The following is an 18,182-nucleotide window of genomic DNA, read 5'->3' on the forward strand; positions in this document are numbered from 1 at the left end:
CTCAGCGTACCCCGTCCAGGCCGCGCGTCACCCGCCGCTCCAGCCGGCGCATGCCGAAGGAAAGCGCCGAGGACATGGCGAAATACAGCAGCAGGATGGTGACGAAGGGCATCAGCGTGCTGCCGGTCTGCGACCGCACCACCTGCGCCTGGAAGGTCATGTCCGACAGCGAGATCAGCGACACGACCGAGGTAGCCTTCAAAAGCTCGATGGCGTTGTTGCCGAAGGTCGGCAGCATCAAGGGCAGCGCTTGGGGCAGGATGACGTGGCGCATGCGCTGGAACCGGGTCAGGTTGACGGCGACGCAGGCCTCGTGCTGGTCGCGCGGCACGGCCAGGATGGCGCCGCGCACCACCTCGGCCCCATAGGCGCCGACGTTCAGCCCAAGGGCCATCACCCCGGCCTGCATCGGCGTCAGTTCCGCGCCGGTCATCGGCAGCACGAAATAGATCCAGAACAGCTGCACGAAGATCGAGGTGCCGCGGAAGAACTCGATATAGGCGGTCGCGAGCCAGCGGACCCAGGCGTGGCGCGAGATGCGGCCGAGCCCGGCGATGAAGGCCACGACCAACGCCAATGCCGAACCCATCAGGGTCAGCTTGACCGTGACCCAGGCCCCCATAAGGATGAGTGTCAGATATCCTGCCCAGTCGCCCATGCGCCGAAGCCTGCCTTTGCCGTTGTCGGGATGGGCGGGGTCGGCCCCCGCCCCGGATATTACTGCGCGGCGCAGAGCGCGTCGCGGGTGGTGGACATGGCCGCGGCCGCCGAGAAGCCGTAGGGCTCGACGATCTGGGCGAATTCGCCCGATTCCTTCAGCTTGGCCAGTTCCACGTCGAAGGCGTCGCGCAGCGCGGTGTCCTTCTTGTTGAAGGCGGCGCCGTCGCAATAGACCGGGGCGCCCTCGACCGGGGCAAAGACTTCCAGGTTGGCGTCGCCCGATTTCGCCAGCAGGTCGTTCAGCGACAGGACCGGCAGCGAATAGGCGTCGATGCGGCCGTCCTGCACCATCTTCAGCCCCGATTGCGGGTCGGGCACCACGACCAGCCGGTCGCGCGGCACGCCGGCATCCAGTGCCAGCTTTTCCTCGGTCCCGCCGCCGGGGGCGCCCATCCTGGCCGAGGCGTCATTGGCGATGTCGGCATAGGACTTGAAGCCCTTGGGATTGCCCTTGGGCACCAGCAGCGCCTCGGCATCGCACAGGATCGGCTGGGAATAGGCGACCGCGTTGCAGCGCTCTGGCTTCATGAACAGGCCCGCGGTGATCGCATCGACGCGGCCGGCCTGCAGGCTGGGGATCATCGCGCCATATTCGGCGATCGAGGCCTCTAGGTCCTTGATCCCCAGCTTTTCGAACACCGCGCGCGCCACGTCCGGCGCCGCGCCCGAGACCTTGCCGTCCGAGGCGACGGCGGTATAGGGCGGCTCGTTGCCGATGGCGATGCGGACATAGCCCTGCTTTTGCAGGTCTTCCAGCTTGTCGGCCATGGCGGGCAGCGGTGCGGCCAGCAAGGCCACGGCAATCAGGCATTTCTTCATCGTTCTCTCCTGTCGGGTTGGCATCACACGCGCTGTCCGGCGGCGATGATCTTGCGCAGGAAGGACTTCGTGCGGTCCTCTTGCGGCGCGGTGAATAGCTGGGCAGGCGGGCCCTGTTCGACGATGCGGCCCTTGTCGAAGAACAGGACGCGGTCGGCGAAATCACGGGCGAAGCCCATCTCATGCGTGACCAGAAGCATGGTCATGTCGGTCTCGGCGGCCAGGCGCTTCATCACCTCCAGCACTTCCTCGACCAGTTCGGGGTCGAGCGCCGAAGTCACCTCGTCGAACAGCATGATCTGCGGCTGCAAGGCCAGGGCGCGGGCGATGGCGACGCGCTGCTTCTGGCCGCCGGAAAGCTGGCTTGGCATGTAATCCGCCTTGTCGGCCAGCCCGACCATGTCCAGCAGGTCGCGCGCCCTCTTGTCGGCCGCGGCGCGGGCCTCGCCCTTGGTCAGCATCGGCGCCAGCGTGATGTTCTGCAAGACCGACTTGTGCGGGAACAGGTTGAAATGCTGGAAGACCATGCCGATATGGCGGCGCATCCTGTGCAGATGCGCCTCGTCCGCCGGCACCTCGGCGCCGTTCCGCTGCATGTGGTAAAGCGGCTCGCCGCAGACCTCGATGCGCCCGCCCGAGATGTCCTCCAGCGTCATCAGGATGCGCAGGATGGTGGTCTTGCCCGAGCCCGAGGGGCCGATCAGCGCCAGCTTTTCGCCCTTCATCACGTCGAAGTTCAGCCCGTCGATGACGGTCAGCGTCCCGAAGGACTTTCGCAGGTTCTGGATGCGAATGATCGGCTGGTCCAAGAGCGTCCCCCTTGCTGTCCAGAGGAACTTTGCAGCGAGATTAAATCAGGTCAATATTTAAATAATATCATGACAATTTTCCGGGGCAATCTGCCTGTCAAATCAGCGGCAGCAGGGGTTCCGCGCTGCCGCCCAGGGTTTCGGCCACCAGGGCAAGGCCGCGGCGCAGCTCTTCCGTCCCGGTCGAACCCAGCGCGATTCGCACTGCGTCGCGCCGGCCCCGCTCGCTCAGCCGGAAGGCGCGGCCCGAGGCGACGGCGACGCCGCGCTGGCGGGCCTGGGCCACGAATTCCTCTTCGTCGCGGCCGGGGGGCAGTTCCAGCCAGATGTGCAGGCTTTGCGGATGGCTGCGGAAGGGGGCCGCGCCCAGAACCTCGCGCGCGATGCCATGGCGGATGGCCAGCGCCTCGCGCTGCCACAGGATCAGCCGGTCCACGGTGCCGTCGCCGATCCAATGGCTCAGCAATTCGACCATGGCGGGGGTGGCCATCCAGTTCGTCACCAGGTGCCGGTTGGCGGTGGCCGAGGCAAGCCGCGGCGGCGACAGCAGCCAGGCCACCCGGAGCCCCGGCAGCGTGGTCTTGGTGAAGCCGTTGATATGCAGCACCCGCTCGGGCGCCAGCACCGCCATGGGCGGCGGCCGGTCCGGGATCATCGCGTTCAGCATGTCGTTCTCGACGATCAGCAGGTCGTGGCGGCGGGCGATGGCGGCCAGTTCGGCGCGCCGCTCGGCGCTGCTCATGATCGCCATGGGGTTGATCGCGGCCGGCTGCATGTAAAGCGCGCGCAGGCTGCCCTTGCGCGCCAGGTGGTCCAGCGCCTCGGGCACGATGCCGTCCTCGTCGACCGGCAGCCCTTCCAGGTGCAGGCCCAGGTATTTGCACAGCGGCATCAGCAGGTGATGGGTCAGCGCGGCGGCGGCCAGCGTGCCGCCCGCGGGCACCGCGCTCATCACCGCGGTGGTGATGGCGGATGTGGCGCCGTCGGTGAGGGTGATGTTTTCGGGCGCCGCCTCGATCCCCTTGCGGCGCAGCCAGTCCGCGGCGATCTGCCGGTGCTGCGGCAGGACCGAGTTCGGCCGGAACGACAGCGCCGCCGGGACGGGCAGGTTCTCGGCGACCCAATGCAGCCCCTCGCGAAAGGTCTCGACATGCATCCGCTCGGTGACGGGCTTGAGGATCGACAGGTCCACCAGCTCGCCCAGCCGCTCGGCCAGGTAGGGCGGGGTATTTTCCGAGCCGGGGGGCAGCACGAAGGAACCGCGCCCGACCTCTCCCACCACCAGGCCGCGGCGGATCAGCTCCTCATAGGCGCGCGAGACGGTCTGGACCGACAGGCCCAGATCGTCGGCCAGCCGGCGCTGGGGCGGCAGGCGGGTTCCGGCGGGCAATTGGCCGTCGCGGATCGCCCGCGCATATTGCTCGGCCAAGGAAAGATAGGCCGGGCGATGCAAGGCGCTGGGGTCGGGGGTCCATATTGTCATGAGCGAAAACCAAGGCAATCCTGTCGATAGGCAGGAATGTTATGATTTCACCGCCGCCCCCGCAATCGCTGTCTTGCCCTTCGGGGGGCTGAAAGGGCGGATCGCCGCCCTTCGACCCTCACCGGGAACTCAGGCTGCGGCAAAGGCCGAGCCCATGAAGTTCCGGGATCGCCAAGGCAAATTTCAGCCCGGCAAAAGCGAGGGGCCGCCGCCTGTCCCGGACACCGGCGGTTCGCCAGGCGCAAGATCTGGACATCGCCCTTGGGGCGCGCGTGCCCGATGCGGCGGGATGCAGCCCCGCCGCGACGACGGCGCCGGCTGCGGCGGCACGCCGGACTGCATAGCCATGTTGATGTTGGGCGGACCCTTTCGACCGGCGCCTAGGCCCGGCTGCCGAAGGGCCTGCGGGTGACGGCCAAGGGGCGCCCCGTTGCGCGTCTGGCGGGCCAGGCAACAGGCGGTATCGTTGCGCAGTCGGCGCCCGCCCGCTGTCGCGGCCCTGCTTGCGGGGCGTTATCGCAACCGGCTTCCTGCGACGGCGGGCCGGGCCGGCTCTTCGGCCTCTCCCGCGCAAAGACGCCCGCAGCAGCCGGCATGATCACCGGGGACATGGTTCGCGTTGTGCCAGGCAAGCGCCACCAACGTCGCCGAGCCGGTCAGGCAATAGGTGACGATGATCCATACCAGCCCCCAGCCCATCCACCAGGCCAGTCCACCGGCCGCAAGGGCCGTCAGAACCGCAAGGATGACGGTCCCCATCGGAAAGCCGCCCGCGTGATCGCTGTCGAATCGGCAGAATTCATCGCGCATGACCTTTTCCATGGGGTGGCTCCTTCAATGCAAATGGGATGGACAGGGCGCCAGGACGCGCAAGCAGAACCCGCAGGACATCATGAAGCGGTCGCGTTCGGGAAAGATGGCGAACAGCATGGCGTCCTCTGGCAGCGGGATGCCGATCCGCTGGGCGGTCGGCGGGCCAAGGCGGGGCTGGTCCTCATTCCCCTCCGGCGCTCCCGGAACCAGGATCGGCCGGCGCCGCGATAGCGCAAGCCCGTGCGTGGGGCAGCCCGGACCCAGGCGGCCCTGCGCGACGCCGAAAAGGAGGCCCTGCGCCTCAAGCGAGCAGCAGCCGAAAATGCCCAGGATCTCGACATGATCGTCGGACAGCGGGTCGTAAAGGACATCTCCGGCGCGCAGGGATTGCACGGGCACCATGGCCCCGCTGCGGCGGATCTGGACGGGGGTGTGTTCTGCAAGCATGTCGGCCTCCGGTTCCGTATCGGCTCTGCGGATCTGTTCCGTGACAGCCACGGTCTGCCGCGCCGCGCCGGTCTCCGCCGCAAGGCGATGCGAGGAGCGCGCCGCAGCCGGTTCGCACCGTGACGCTTTGGTGCAGCCGTTCCAGAACCGCCCCGCGCGGGGCGGTGCTGCCGGCCTTCCTGGTCCAGGCGGCAAGATGCCCCCGCCGCTTCGGTGATTGGGGCCCTGTCGGCGCTGCTCGGCCACCGCCAGGGCCTTGCGGTCGGCGCGACGGTTGTTTCCGTCCCATCCGCCCGCCAGGTCGCCATGGTCCGGGGCGTGGCGCTGGGCCCGCGCCCCGGTCGGCATCAGCCCACCTTGCCCCAGGTGAACGGTTGCTTGCCATTGACGACCAAGCGCTGCACCAGGTGCCGCCCCTGCCGGCCGCGCAACAGCAGCCGGGCCGCGACGGGCACCTCGCGTTCGGGCTCGGCCAGTTCCGGGAAGAGCGTGAAGATCTCTTCCCGAGCCTCCGCCCCCAGCGCCTTCATCGCCTCGGGGCCGGTGAACAGGCTTTCCGTGGGCGCCCCGTTCGAGAAGACCACCTCGTGCCGGTCGAACATGAAGTGCCAGTATTCCACCTCCTGCATGTCCTCGACCACCTCGACGCCTTCCAGCCCGATCAGATGGCGCGCGGCCAGCAGAACCTCGGCCTCGCCGACCATCCGCCGCGCCACGACCGAGCGCAGCAGCACCCGGTGCTGGGGCGAGACGATCAGGTCGCGCTCGGGCAGGTTCTCGCCCAGGGCCTCGGCGCGGATGCGGATCGGGCGCAGCTTGGGCTGCTCGGCCAGTTCCGCGGCCGACAGCACGCGCTTGCCGATCCAGGAAAGCTCCTTATAGCCGTGGTCCAGCGTCATCACCTTCATGCCCGGTTCCAGCTTCTCGACAGGAACCTCGCCATCCTCGGTCTTGATCAGGGTGCCGCGCAGGAAGCAGACGACGCCGGTGTTCTCGGTGGTCAGCTTGTCGGCCTGGACGGCATTGCCGGTGCCGTCCAGAATGCGCAGCCCGCCGACCGCATCCAGCACACCGTCGCCCTGGTCCGCGCGCAGCCAATGCAGGGCGTTCTTGTAGGTCTGCCCCGGATTGGCGGCGTTCCAGGTGGCCAGCGTGTTCTCGTTGTAGAAGGCGGCAAGATCGACGAATTCGTTGTTGTTGGCCTGCCCGTCGCCCATGCCGGTGTTGGCGTCGAAATCGGTGATCACGTCGCCCCCGGCATCGACGACGAAGCGGTCGATGCCCTGGCCGCCGGTCAGCCTATCGGCGCCGACCCCACCATCCAGCAGGTCGTCGCCGGCCCCGCCATGCAGCGTGTCGTTGCCCCCGCCGCCCAGCAGGGTGTCGGTGCCGGCACTGGCTTCCAGGCTGTCGTTGCCCTCGCCGCCCTCCAGGAGGTCGTCGCCGGTGCCGGCAAGCAGCGTATCGTTGCCGGCGCCACCATAAAGCGTGTCGTTTTCCGAGCGGCCGATCAGGTAGTCGTCGCCGTCCCCGCCATCGATGAGGTTGTTGCCATGGCCGGCATCAAGGGAATCGTTGCCCTCGCCGCCGTAAAGCGCGTCGTCGTCGTTGCCGCTGATCAGCGTGTCGTTGCCGGCGCCGCCCACCAGGGTGTTCTTGCCCTCGCCGGCCACCAGCGAATCGTCGCCCAGGCCGCCCTCGAGCACGTCGTCGCCCTCGCCGCCAAGCAGGGTATCGTTGCCATCGCCACCAAGCAGCGTGTCGTGGCCCTCGCCGCCTTCCAGATGGTCGTCATCCGCGCCACCATGCAGCGAGTCGTCGCCCAGGCCACCGATCAGGGTGTCCTTGCCGCCCCAGCCGATCAGGGTATCGTTGCCGTCGCCGCCCTCCAGGCGGTCGTCGCCGTAGCCGCCGTCGAGGGTATCGTTACCCGCGCCGCCCAGCAGGGTGTCGTCGCTATCGCCGCCGAACAGGGAGTCGTTTCCGTCGCCGCCGTCCAGGACGTCGTTATCGGCGCCACCGTCCAGCGAGTCGTCTCCCAGGCCGCCGACCAGGGTGTCGCTTCCACCCCAGCCGATCAGGGTATCGTTGTCCTCGCCGCCCTCCAGGCTGTCGTCGCCATGGCCGCCGTTGAGCGTATCGCTGCCCGCGCCACCCAGCAGGGTGTCGTTGCCGTATCCACCGCTCAGGGAGTCATCCCCAGCGCCGCCATCGAGCAGGTCGTTCTCATCGCCGCCGGACAGGGTGTCGTTTCCGTCGCCGCCGTCCAGGACGTCGTCATCGGCGCCGCCGTCCAGCGAGTCGTCTCCCAGGCCGCCGACCAGGGTGTCGTTGCCGCCCCATCCGATCAGCGTGTCGTTGCCGTCTCCGCTCTCCAGGGCATCGTTGCCGTAGCCGCCGTGGAGGGAATCATCCCCCTTGCCACCATCGAGCCGGTCGTCGCCTTCGCCGCCAAGCAAGGTATCGTTGCCATCGCCACCAAGCAGCGTGTCGTGGCCCTCGCTGCCTTCCAGAAGGTCGTCATCCGCGCCACCGTGCAGCGAGTCGTCGCCCAGGCCGCCGATCAGGGTGTCCTTGTCGCCCCAGCCGATCAGGGTATCGTTGCCCTCGCCGCCCTCCAGGCGGTCGTCGCCATGGCCGCCGTCGAGCGCATCGCTGCCCGCGCCGCCCAGAAGGGTGTCGTTGCCGTTTCCGCCCAGCAGGGAATCGTCCCCGGTGCCGCCGTCGAGCAGGTCGTTCTCATCGCCGCCGAACAGGGTATCGTTGCCCTCGCCGCCTTCCAGGACGTCGTCATCGGCGCCACCTTCCAGCGAGTCGTCGCCCAGGCCGCCGACCAGGGTGTCGCTTCCGCCCCAGCCGATCAGGGTATCGTTGTCCTCGCCGCCCTCCAGGCGGTCGTCGCCATGGCCGCCGTCGAGGGTATCGCTGCCCGCGCCACCCAACAGGGTGTCGTTGCCGAACCCGCCGAGCAGGGAGTCATCCCCGGCCCCGCCATCGAGCAGGTCGTTTTCATCGCCGCCGGACAGGGTGTCGTTACCCTCGCCGCCCTCCAGGCGGTCGTCGCCGTAGCTGCCGTCGAGGGCATCGTTACCCGCACCGCCCAGCAGGGTGTCGTTGCCGTTTCCGCCCAGCAGGGAATCGTCCCCGGTGCCGCCGTCGAGCAGGTCGTTCTCATCGCCGCCGAACAGGGTATCGTTGCCCTCGCCGCCTTCCAGGACGTCGTCATCGGCGCCACCGTCCAGCGAGTCGTTGCCCAGGCCGCCGACCAGGGTGTCGCTTCCGCCCCAGCCGACCAGGGTATCGCTGCCGGCGCCGCCCAGCAGCCTGTCGTCGCCATGGCCGCCGTGGAGGGAATCATCCCCCTCGCCACCATCGAGCAGGTCGTTCTCATCGCCGCCGAATAGGGTGTCGTTACCCTCGCCTCCTTCCAGGACGTCGTCATCGGCGCCACCGTCCAGCGAGTCGTCGCCCAGGCCGCCGACAAGGGTGTCGCTTCCGCCCCAGCCGACCAGGGTATCGTGGCCCTCGCCGCCCTCCAGGCTGTCGTTGCCGTGCCCGCCGTGGAGGGAATCCGCCCCCTCGCCGCCCTCGAGCTGGTCGTCGCCATCGCCGCCAAGCAAGGTATCGTCGCCCTCGCCGCCGTCCAGGAGGTCGTTATCCGCGCCGCCGTCCAGCGAGTCGTCGCCCATGCCGCCGACAAGGACGTCGTTGCCGCCCCAGCCGATCAGTGTGTCGTCCCCATCGCCGCCGTCCAGCAGATCGTCGCCGTAACCACCGTTCAGCTGGTCGTTGCCTTCCCCGCCTTCGATGGTGTCGTTGCCCTCGCCGCCGTTAACGGTATCGTCGCCCGCACCCGCATTGATGACATCGTCCGTCCCGCCGCCGGCGTCGATCTCATCGCCCTGGGCGTCGCGATAGCCGGGGCCCATGCTGTCGTTGCCGGGGGTGCCATCCACGATTCCGTCGGGGCCGACTGGTGGATTGCCGCCAACCGCCAGCGCTGCCTGCTGCGGATGCTCGGTTACAAAGCCGGTGTTGTGGTCATATCGGTAAGCATCGGAGTTGGTCGGCTCGTTGCCGTTATAATACGAGGCCGTAGCGGTAATCGTGCCCAGATTCGTGGTGCCGGGAAAGGTCGCTTGCGCAGAAAGGTTTGCCGGGGTCTTGTCCCAGGTGAAATGGATGTAGTTACCGCCTGCGGCGGGGTTGACCAGCGCGATCTCGCCGTCCGTATAGGCCCGGAGCAGCTCAGAGCTATCCGTGGCAATGGTTGCATTCGACTCGACGATCCTTTCAGCGCGCAAGGAAGGATCGCCAGTGTATTCCGTGACGATATAGATAACCTCGCCGGGCTGAAGAACGGTGCCGGGGTCGAACCTGTGATAAAGATAAACCGTGGTGTCGCCACCAGGCTGCGTGGTCGACCAGACTTCGTAACCGCTGATATCAACCGCTGCGTTGGTCGTATTCACGAAGGAAGCGTATTGGTCCGCGGCCGTCACCTTGCCATCGCCATCGACGTCGAATCGGTAGGAGCCGGCATTGTTGTCGGGCATGATCTCGTAGAAGGTGATGCCATTCAGGTCGATACCGGCCTGATTCGTCGTGACTCCCGGAAAATCGGCGGCACCGTTGATATAGCCCACCTCGCCCTTTTCAGGATCGTAGGTGATGCTCTGGCCGTTGTTTGGGGAAGTGTTCATAATAGAGGTGCGCTGGGCCCCCATGATATATCCTTGGAGGATATCGGGGCTGGCATCTTGGGAGAGAGGATCGCCCGTGACGCGGGCGGCCGCCGTGCCATCCGAATTTTTCGGAAAACCGGCGTATTTTGTTACGTCGTCGGGATTCGCCGTGGCAAAGGTGAACTGGACATATTCGATGTTCGCCGGGTTCGTCGTGTTGACCAGGGCGATCTCGCCGTAGTCGCCGTCGTATAGGGCATTGGTCGTGTTGGTGGCGTTGACCAAGCCATTCGCCTCGACGACGCCCAGGGGCGGAGTGCCGGCGTATTCCGTGATCACATAGAGCGACGCGCCGGGGGCCAGGTAGGTGCCGGGCGGGAAGGTGTGATACAGGTTGCCATCGGCACCGCTGTTGTCTTTCGACGCCCAGATCTGCCAGCCGGAGATGTCCACCTGCGCATTGGAAAAGTTGGAAATCTGAACGAACTCGTCCGAGTTGCTGTAAACGCCATCCTTGTCCAGATCGAGGGAGGCCCCATGGGTCTGATCTCCCGCAGCGCCAGCATTCATAAGCACTTGTCTGATGGTTACGCCATTGGTCACGAGGCCGGAAGTGCAATTAGCCATAAATCAAATCTCCATGATGTCCCGTGCTTGGCAGGGCTCCAACCAGCTTCACGGTGAAAGCCGGCCGCATTCGGAATGCGTCCAGCCTATGATGAAAACTTGCTAGCGGAGGGGGGGCGGGCTTCCCAGCGCGAAGCCGTGGATCGACATACCGAATGACTAAAATGTCGCCGATTGCAGTTCGATTGTCATGGAATGACGGTAACGGTAGGTAAAGACTCTTCTGCTACAGTTCATGTGACGTGAAATGGTATATGCTGGTGAAAGATGTCCCGCCTCTTGTCGTCAAACGACGGTGCCGCCAGAGATTCGGGTGCGAATCCCCTTGCGAATCCGGCCAAGACCCCGGCTCAGGTCCCAGCCGAATCTGCCTATAGGTTGAGTGCCGGCACAAATGGGTTAAACAGCCGCCCCATGACTCATGAGAAAACGGGCCGGGTGACGACGGACATGCCGAATGCGGATCGATCGGCACGGAGCATGCGAAACGGCCGGGCGGCCGATTCCCAGATCAATTTCGTCTTGGTGACGGGGCGGAGGCTTTCGCTTACGCCGATTCAGATTTGGCGTCTAATGACAGATCAGCATTTCCTGATCTATTTTGGGATTTCCAGCGTCTTGATCACCTATCTTTACCCGGTGCAGCTTCAGCCGTCGCCGCCGTGGTGGGAGTTCGTGATCGTGTTTTCCGCCATGGCCCTGTTCTTTTACTGCATCCTGGTCGGGACATTGCTGCTGATAGAAAAGTGTTGCCGCCGCTGGCCGCGGCTGATCGTGCCGGTGCCGTTGATCACCCTGATCGCCCTGCTGGCGACGCTGGGATTCGCGCGGGTCTACAACCCGATCATGGTCGGCCCGGTCTGGTCCAACTTCAGGCCGCTGACGGAAGAGTTCGTGCTGATCTATTTCGTCATCCTGAACCTGGAAATCCTGTTCTCGATCTTCGTGCTGCCGCATACTAAGGTTTTCATCCAGGCCACCCAGCTCCAGTCCCAACGCGAAGCGCCGGCCGCGGCCGAGCTGCGGGTCGCGGCCGACCCGGCCGAGGCGCCGCCCAGGCCGCCGCAGGTCGTGCTGCAGCCGCCCGCCCCGCAGCCGCCCGCGGCGCCGCAGGCTGCACCGCTGCCGGCGCCGATGACGCGTCACCTGCCGGTGCCGATACTGCGGCAGCCGCCGCGGCCGCCGCAGCCGCCGGTGCCGCCTCCGCCCCGCGCGGTGCGATTCGGCAGCTACAGCTGGCCCGTCACCGCCCTGCGGCTGATTCGGGCCGAGGAACATTACATCCGCGTCGTCACCAAGGAGCAGGAGGTGCTGGTGCGCTATCGCCTGTCGGACGCGGTCACGCAACTGCCCGAGGATGCGGGGATGCGGGTGCATCGCTCTTATTGGCTGAGCTACGACGCCATCGTCGAGCATGCGCCCCTGCCCGACAGCCGGCTGCTGCTGACGCTGTGGAACGGGACCACCGTCACCGTGCCCCGCGCCCACCGCAAGCGGCTGGAGGCGGCCTTTGCGGCGCGGCGGCAGGCGACGGGCCAGGGCTGATGCGGGCGCCCGCGGGCCGGGCCCGGCGCGGGAAGGGGGCGGTTGGCATGGCCCCGTGTTCTCGACTAGGCAGGGGCAGCCGACGCCATTCCTCCGGGAGCTTGCCCTGACCGTGACGACCAACTCCGACGCCCAGCCGCAATTCGGCGACGACGACCCGCGGACCGCCTATAACCGGGTCTTCTTCGCCATCCTGCGCATCCATCGCACCCTGATGCCGCAGATCGAGAAGGCGCTGCGCGAGGTCGGCATCGCCGACCCGATCTGGTACGAGATCCTGCTGGCCACCGAGGAGGCGGGCGAGGCCGGCGTGCAGATGCAGGTGCTGGAGCGGCGGCTGTTCGTGCCGCAATATGCGCTGTCGCGCCATGTCGCCCGGATCGAGAAGGCGGGCCTGATCCGGCGCGCCGCGGCGGGTGGCGCCGGGCGCGGGCAGATCCTTTACATCGCCGAGGCGGGCAGGGGCCTGCCGGCACGGATCTGGCAGATCTATGCCGACAAGATCCGCTCCGCCTTCGCCCCCGCCCTGACCACGGACGAGGCCTATGACCTGGTGCGGGTGCTGAACCGGCTTTACCGCTGACCGGCGGGAGGGCCCGTCAGAACCGTTTCGTCGCCACCAGCGAAAGGGTGCGCCCCGGCTCGCGCAGCGGGGTGACGGTGGCATAGTCGCCGCCATAGGTGGCGCGGTCGGCGTAATCCTTGTCGAAGAGATTCGCGACCTCGGCCCGCAGCACCAGCCCCGGCACCGCGGTCGGCGCATATTCCGCGAACAGGTTCAGCACGGCATAGCCGGGGATGGTGCGGTCGGAATCGCCCTCGATGCGGTCGTATTTCGCCGCCGCCTCGATGCTGCCGCCATAGGTGAAGGGGCTGCCCAGCGGCGTGTGCTGCGCCTCGATGGAAAACACCCGGCCCAGCGGCGCGCCGAAATCCAGCGCCTGGTAGCTGGAGGCCGGGTCGCCGTTCACGCTGACCCGGCTGTCCGACATGCTGGCGCGCAGATAGCCGCCGTCCCAGCCATAGCCCAGGCCCAGGTTGTAGCCCCGGCTTTCGAAGTCGAAATTCTCGATGCCGGCATAGGCCCCGCCGCGGGCGTTGTCGACCTGGGTCAGGAACAGCTCGCCATCCAGCCGCAGGTCGCCGGCCTGATAGTCGAAGCCCAGCGTATAGTTGCGCGCGCGCGCCGGCCGCAGCACGTCGTAGTCCCAGGCGCCGTTGAAGATGTAGTTGTCCTCGATGGCGATGCCGCCGAAGACGGTCGAGGCCCCGGCGCGCAGCACCAGCGCATCGGTGACGCCATAGGCGACCGAGGCATTGCCGCTGAAGCCGGCGTTCCGGTCCTTCCAGCCGCTGGTGCCGGTAAACTCCTGCCGGTCCCAGCGCAGGCCGAAGGACAGGTCCAGCCGCTCGACCGGCTCCAGCCGGGCCTGGGCGTAAAGCCCGATGTTGCGGGCGTTCTCGTCCAGCGCGCTGGCGGGATCGCTGTAGGTGCTTGAACGGTCGTACCAGTCGATCCCCGCCGTCACGCTGTCGGCGTCGTTCAGGTGGAAGCGGTTCTCCAGCTTGGCCGAGAAGGTGTCGCTGTCGCCTTTGCTGACATAGGGCGGCGCAGCGGTCGGCTGGTCGACGTGCACCCGGCTTTCCGAGCGGCCGATGACGAATCGGGGATCCCAGAAGCCCTCGGCCTGGGTGTTTTCATAGGACAGCGACCAGCTGGTTCGGGAGGTGTCGTAGCGGCGCAGCTCGGGGACCGGGCGGCCGCCCTCGATATGGCCGATGTTGGCGCGATAGGGGCGCAGCGCATCGTCGTGCAGCCGCTGGCCGGACAGCTCGATCCGGTGGCCATCGGGCGTCTCGTAGGCCAGCTTCAGCAGCGCGCTTTGCAGGTCGGCGGCCGAGCCGGTGATCCTGTCGCCGCCGCCGGCCTTGTAGTCGTCGCCGGTCGCGGATTTCAGATAGCCCAGCCATTCGAAGCCGCCCGCCTGCCCGGCCAGCGTCGCCGCACGGCCGAAGGTCCGGCCGTTGTCGCCATAGGACAGGCGGATGTTGCCGCCGAAGCTGCGCCCGTCCTCGAGGATGTCGGCGGCGTCCACCGTCTCCATCACCACGGCGCCGGCGACGGCATGCGGGCCGGCATCCGCCGCCGCCACGCCGGCGTCGACGCGGACGAATTTCAGCAGGCCGGGGTCGATGGCATTGGCGCTGACATGGTGGAAGGCGCGGTTGTTCTGTTCGACCCCGTCCACCGTCACCGACAGGTTCAGCATGTCCACGCCGTTGATGAAGATCTTTTGCGCCACCGGGATCGCGCCCCCGACCGAGACCGAGGCGATGCCGGTGAACAGATCCTTCAGATCGCCCATCCGCGCCCGCTCCAGCTCGGCCGCAGCGACATATTGGCTGGCGCCGCGGTCGGCGGCGCTGCCGTCGGCATCCAGCGCCTGCAGGGTGATCGGGTCCAGCAGGACCACGGTCTCTGCCGTCTCCTGGGCCGCGGCGGGCAGGGCAAGCGCCGCGGTGGCGGCCATGATCAGGCGGGGGGAAAAGGGTGCGGCCATCAGCAAGCTCCGTTCCGGGAAAGGCTGGCTGAGGCCTGCGGCCCTGGCTTTTCCACCGCCGGATAGCGGTTCCGCCTAAAACATGCAACTGCATGTTTAGAATCATCCGTAGAAAAGCGCGATGCGTTGCCCGTCGATCTCGCGCACGGCGATCTGCATCTCGTAAAGCTTGCCCAGCAGGTCGGGGGTGACGATCTGGGCCGGGGTGCCGGCGGCGAAGATGCGGCCCTGCCGCATGGCGACGATGCGGTCGGAATGGCACGAGGCGAAGTTGATGTCGTGCAGCACCACGATCACCGTCTTGCCCAGTTCCCGCGCGGCGCTGGCCAGCAGCCGCATCATCGCCTGGGCGTGCTTCATGTCCAGGTTGTTCAGCGGCTCGTCCAGCAGCAGATAGTCGGTGTCCTGCGCCAGCACCATGGCGACGAAGGCACGCTGGCGCTGCCCGCCCGACAGCTGGTCGATGAAGCGGTCGGCCAGCGGCGCCAGCTCCAGATAGTCCAGCGCCCGGTCGATGGCGGCGCGGTCCTGGGGCGTCAGCCGGCCGGCGGAATGCGGGAAGCGGCCGAAGCCCACCAGTTCGCGCACGGTCAGCCGGGCGACGAGGTGGTTTTCCTGCCGCAGGATCGCCAGCCGCCGCGCCAGCACCGGGCCGGGCGCGCGGGTCACGTCCAGCCCGTCCACCGTCACGCTGCCCGAATCCGGCGCGATCAGCCGGGCGATCAGCGACAGCAGCGTGGATTTCCCCGCCCCGTTCGGCCCGATCAGCGAGGTGATCCCGCCCCTTGGCAGGCTCAGCGACACATCGTGCAGCACAGGGGCCGCGCCATAGCTCTTGCAGAGGTTGCTGATCTCGATCATCGGCGGCCCTTTCCGATCAATAGCGCGATGAAGGTGATGCCGCCGGCGAATTCGACCAGGATGCCAAGCGCGGTGTTGAAGGCAAAGACCCGCTCCAGCACGGTCTGGCCGCCGATCAGCATGATGATGCCGACCAGCGAGGCGGCGGGCAGCAGGTAGCGATGCGCCGATTGCCCGACCGCCAGATGTGCCAGGCTGGCCGCGATCAGGCCGAAGAACAGCACCGGCCCGACCAGCGCCGCCGAGACCGCGACCAGGACCGAAACCGCCGCCAGCACCGAGAGCACCTCGGCCCGCCAGCGGATGCCCAGGTTCACCGCCACCGGCCGGCCAAGCGCGATGACGTCCAGCCGCGACAGGCGCGGGACCAGCCACAGCGTCACCCCCGCGACCGCGGCAACGGCAATGCCCAGCAGCGTCGGGGGGATGGTGCCGAAGCTGGCGAACAGCATGTCGGACAGCACCATGAACTCGTTCGGGTCCAGCAGGCGCTGGACGAATTCCGCCAGCATGCGCAGGAAGATGCCGAAGACGACGCCGATCAGCAGCAGGCGGTGGAGGCTGCGCTCTTCGCCGCCGAAAAGCCACAGGTAAAGCGCCATCGAGGCCCCGACCATCAGCAGGACGTTGAGGCCGAAGACCAGCCGCGGGTCCAGCCCCGCCACCGCGGCCGAGCCGAACAGCGCCACCAGCACGGTGCTGCACAGCACGAAAAGCGAATCGAAGCCCATGATCGCCGGGGTCAGGATGCGGTTCGCCGTCACGGTCTGGAACAGCACGGTCGAGCAGGCGACGGCATGGCCGACCAGCAGCAGGCCCAGCAGTTTCCTGCCGCGAAACGGCAGCACGAAGCCCCAGTTGCCGCGCGCGCCCAGCGTCATGAAGGCCAGGATCGCACCCAGGGCCAGCAGGCCCAGGACCAGCAGGGCCAGCCTGGCGCGGCGCTCATGCGGCACGGTCGCGGCTCCGCAGGATCAGGACCAGGAAGACGCCGCTGCCCAGCACGCCCAGCACCGTGCCCAGCGGCACCTCGTAGGGCGCGCGGATCACCCGGCCCAGGATGTCGCAGGCCAGGACCAGCGCCGCGCCCGAGACCGCGACCCAGGGCACCGCCCGGCGCATGTTGTCGCCAAGCGCCAGGCTGACGATGTTCGGCACGATCAGCCCCAGGAAGGGGATCATCCCCACCGTCACCACCACGACCGCCGTGACCAGCGCGACGATGGCCAGCCCCAGTGCCACCACCCGCCCATGCGCAAGGCCCAGCGAGCTGGCGATGTCCCGCCCCAGCCCGGCGACGGTAAAGCGGTCTGCGGCCAGCCAGGCAAGGGCGGCCATGGCCGCACCCAGCCACAACAGTTCATAGCGGCCGCGCAGCACGCCCGACAGGTCGCCCTGGGTCCAGGCCAGCACGGTCTGGATCAGGTCGAAGCGATAGGCGACAAAGGCGGTGCCGGCATAGATCACCCCGCTCAGCAGGATGCCGACCAGCGGCACCAGCATCGGGTCGCGCAGCGGCACGCGGCGCAGGATGGCCAGGAACAGCGCCGTGCCCGCCATGGCAAAGCCCGCGCCGGCGGCCATCTTGGCGATGATCGGCGCGCCGGGCGCGACCAGCGTCATCACCAGCAGCCCCAGCCCCGCCGATTCCATCGTGCCGGTATTGGCCGGCTCGACGAAGCGGTTGCGGATCACGATCTGCGTCAGCAGCCCGGCGATCGCCATCGAGGCGCCCGACAGCAGCAGGGCCAGCATCCGCGGCAGCCGGCTTTCGACCAGCACCAGCCAGTCGAGCTCCTGCCCCGCCAGGATGCCGCGCAGGCTGACATGGGACACGCCGACGAACAGGCTTGCCAGCGCAAGCCCGGCGGTCAGGGCCACCGCTGCCGCAAGCCGGGACATCTCAGGATCGCGCCGCCAGCGCCTCGGTCAGCTGGTCCAGCAGCCGGTTCAGCGCGGTATAGCCGCCGAAGGCGATATAGGCGGCATGCGGGTCCAGATGCACGACATGCCCGTCCCGCACCGCCCTGGTCCGCGCCATCAGCGGATTGTCCAGCGCGGCGCGGGCGCCCGCGCCCGCCTCGCCCACGCCGGCATCGCGGTCGATGACGAAGATCCAGTCGGGGTCGCGTTCCAGGATATATTCGAACGAGATCACGTCGCCGCCGTGGAAGCGGTCGTCGATGTCCGGGGCGACGGTGGCAAAGCCCAGCTGGCTGTGGATCCAGCCCACCCGCGACTTGGGCCCATAGGCGCCCAGCTTGCCGCCGTTCGTGACCAGGATCAGCGCGGTCCCGGCCTTCGGCGCGATTTCCTTCAGATGCGCGATCTTGGCGTCCAGCGCCTCGACCATCCGGGCCGCCTGCTCGGGCTTGCCGAAGATCCGGCCCAGCGTCTCGACATTGCCGCGGACCGAGGCGAAGAGGTCGTCGCCCAGGCTCAGGTCCACGGTCGGCAGGATCCGTGACATTTCCGCATAGGCCGGTGCGGTGCGGGTGCCGACGATCATCAGCGCGGCGCCCGAGGCGGCGATGGCCTCGTAATCCGGCTCGAAGATCGTGCCGACCTTGGGCAGGGGGTCGGCATAGTCCTGCAGGTAATCCGGCAGGTTGCTGCCCAGCACGCCGGCCGGCTGTGCGCCCAGGGCATGGGCGATGTCCAGCGCGTTGATGTCCAGGATCAGCACCTTTTCGGGCGGCGCCGGCAGAACCGTTTCGCCCTGGGAATGGGCGATGGTCATCGGCTGGGCCCAGGCCGCGGTCCCCAGGACAAGCGCCGTTGCGGTCGCTGCGATCAATCTGCCAAACATGCC

General features: G+C 67.6%; 14 protein-coding genes. 2 read left to right on the plus strand and 12 right to left on the minus strand.

What is annotated here, in order from left to right; translation table 11 throughout:
• Position 1: 1 nt before the first annotated feature.
• The 7 genes from ehuC to KF941_RS28355 all read right to left on the minus strand — a co-directional run bounded on the left by ehuC (position 2) and on the right by KF941_RS28355 (position 10,403).
• On the minus strand, positions 2-658 hold the full coding sequence (ehuC, locus tag KF941_RS13365) for an ectoine/hydroxyectoine ABC transporter permease subunit EhuC (RefSeq protein ID WP_036749849.1): 657 nt from the start codon (positions 656-658) through the stop codon (positions 2-4).
• A gap of 59 nt (positions 659-717) precedes the next feature.
• Entirely contained in the window at positions 718-1,539 is an 822-nt protein-coding gene (gene ehuB / locus KF941_RS13370; RefSeq protein WP_036749852.1) for an ectoine/hydroxyectoine ABC transporter substrate-binding protein EhuB, read from the minus strand.
• 23 nt (positions 1,540-1,562) lie between these two features.
• Positions 1,563-2,348, minus strand: a complete 786-nt coding sequence (gene ehuA / locus KF941_RS13375) for an ectoine/hydroxyectoine ABC transporter ATP-binding protein EhuA (RefSeq protein ID WP_072463004.1) — start codon at positions 2,346-2,348, stop codon at positions 1,563-1,565.
• Between the two features lie 97 nt (positions 2,349-2,445).
• Entirely contained in the window at positions 2,446-3,831 is a 1,386-nt protein-coding gene (locus tag KF941_RS13380) for a PLP-dependent aminotransferase family protein (RefSeq protein WP_036749858.1), read from the minus strand.
• Between the two features lie 513 nt (positions 3,832-4,344).
• The gene (locus tag KF941_RS13385) at positions 4,345-4,653 is read right to left on the minus strand and encodes a hypothetical protein (protein ID WP_072463003.1); all 309 of its coding nucleotides are present in this window, start codon (positions 4,651-4,653) and stop codon (positions 4,345-4,347) included.
• Between the two features lie 12 nt (positions 4,654-4,665).
• On the minus strand, positions 4,666-5,091 hold the full coding sequence (locus KF941_RS13390) for a hypothetical protein (RefSeq protein WP_116221830.1): 426 nt from the start codon (positions 5,089-5,091) through the stop codon (positions 4,666-4,668).
• 347 nt (positions 5,092-5,438) lie between these two features.
• The gene (locus KF941_RS28355) at positions 5,439-10,403 is read right to left on the minus strand and encodes a Hint domain-containing protein (RefSeq protein WP_214273562.1); all 4,965 of its coding nucleotides are present in this window, start codon (positions 10,401-10,403) and stop codon (positions 5,439-5,441) included.
• Positions 10,404-11,021: 618 nt separating this feature from the next.
• On the opposite strand from KF941_RS28355, the gene KF941_RS13400 reads away from it, so the two are divergent.
• Together KF941_RS13400 and KF941_RS13405 are read left to right on the plus strand one after the other, a co-directional pair.
• A complete protein-coding gene (locus tag KF941_RS13400) occupies positions 11,022-11,948 on the plus strand; it encodes a LytTR family DNA-binding domain-containing protein (protein WP_214273563.1) in 927 nt (308 codons plus the stop codon).
• Between the two features lie 112 nt (positions 11,949-12,060).
• On the plus strand, positions 12,061-12,531 hold the full coding sequence (locus KF941_RS13405; protein ID WP_036749867.1) for a MarR family transcriptional regulator: 471 nt from the start codon (positions 12,061-12,063) through the stop codon (positions 12,529-12,531).
• 16 nt (positions 12,532-12,547) lie between these two features.
• Here the strand turns inward: KF941_RS13405 and KF941_RS13410 are convergent, their stop codons facing one another.
• From KF941_RS13410 to KF941_RS13430, 5 genes are all read right to left on the minus strand, one after another.
• The gene (locus KF941_RS13410; protein ID WP_214273564.1) at positions 12,548-14,509 is read right to left on the minus strand and encodes a TonB-dependent receptor; all 1,962 of its coding nucleotides are present in this window, start codon (positions 14,507-14,509) and stop codon (positions 12,548-12,550) included.
• Positions 14,510-14,611: 102 nt separating this feature from the next.
• Positions 14,612-15,370, minus strand: coding sequence for an ATP-binding cassette domain-containing protein (locus KF941_RS13415; RefSeq protein WP_214273565.1), 759 nt, complete (start codon positions 15,368-15,370; stop codon positions 14,612-14,614).
• Positions 15,367-16,326 carry an iron chelate uptake ABC transporter family permease subunit gene (locus KF941_RS13420; RefSeq protein ID WP_214273566.1) on the minus strand — a complete coding sequence of 320 codons (960 nt, stop codon included), beginning with the start codon at positions 16,324-16,326 and terminating at the stop codon, positions 15,367-15,369. The genes KF941_RS13415 and KF941_RS13420 overlap by 4 nt, the downstream gene beginning before the upstream one ends.
• The gene (locus KF941_RS13425; RefSeq protein WP_214273567.1) at positions 16,316-17,272 is read right to left on the minus strand and encodes an iron chelate uptake ABC transporter family permease subunit; all 957 of its coding nucleotides are present in this window, start codon (positions 17,270-17,272) and stop codon (positions 16,316-16,318) included. The genes KF941_RS13420 and KF941_RS13425 overlap by 11 nt, the downstream gene beginning before the upstream one ends.
• Position 17,273: 1 nt before the next feature.
• Positions 17,274-18,179 carry an ABC transporter substrate-binding protein gene (locus KF941_RS13430; protein WP_214273568.1) on the minus strand — a complete coding sequence of 302 codons (906 nt, stop codon included), beginning with the start codon at positions 18,177-18,179 and terminating at the stop codon, positions 17,274-17,276.
• Positions 18,180-18,182: the final 3 nt, after the last annotated feature.

This window comes from Paracoccus sp. pheM1 (genome assembly GCF_018499825.1).
Taxonomy (GTDB): domain Bacteria; phylum Pseudomonadota; class Alphaproteobacteria; order Rhodobacterales; family Rhodobacteraceae; genus Paracoccus; species Paracoccus versutus.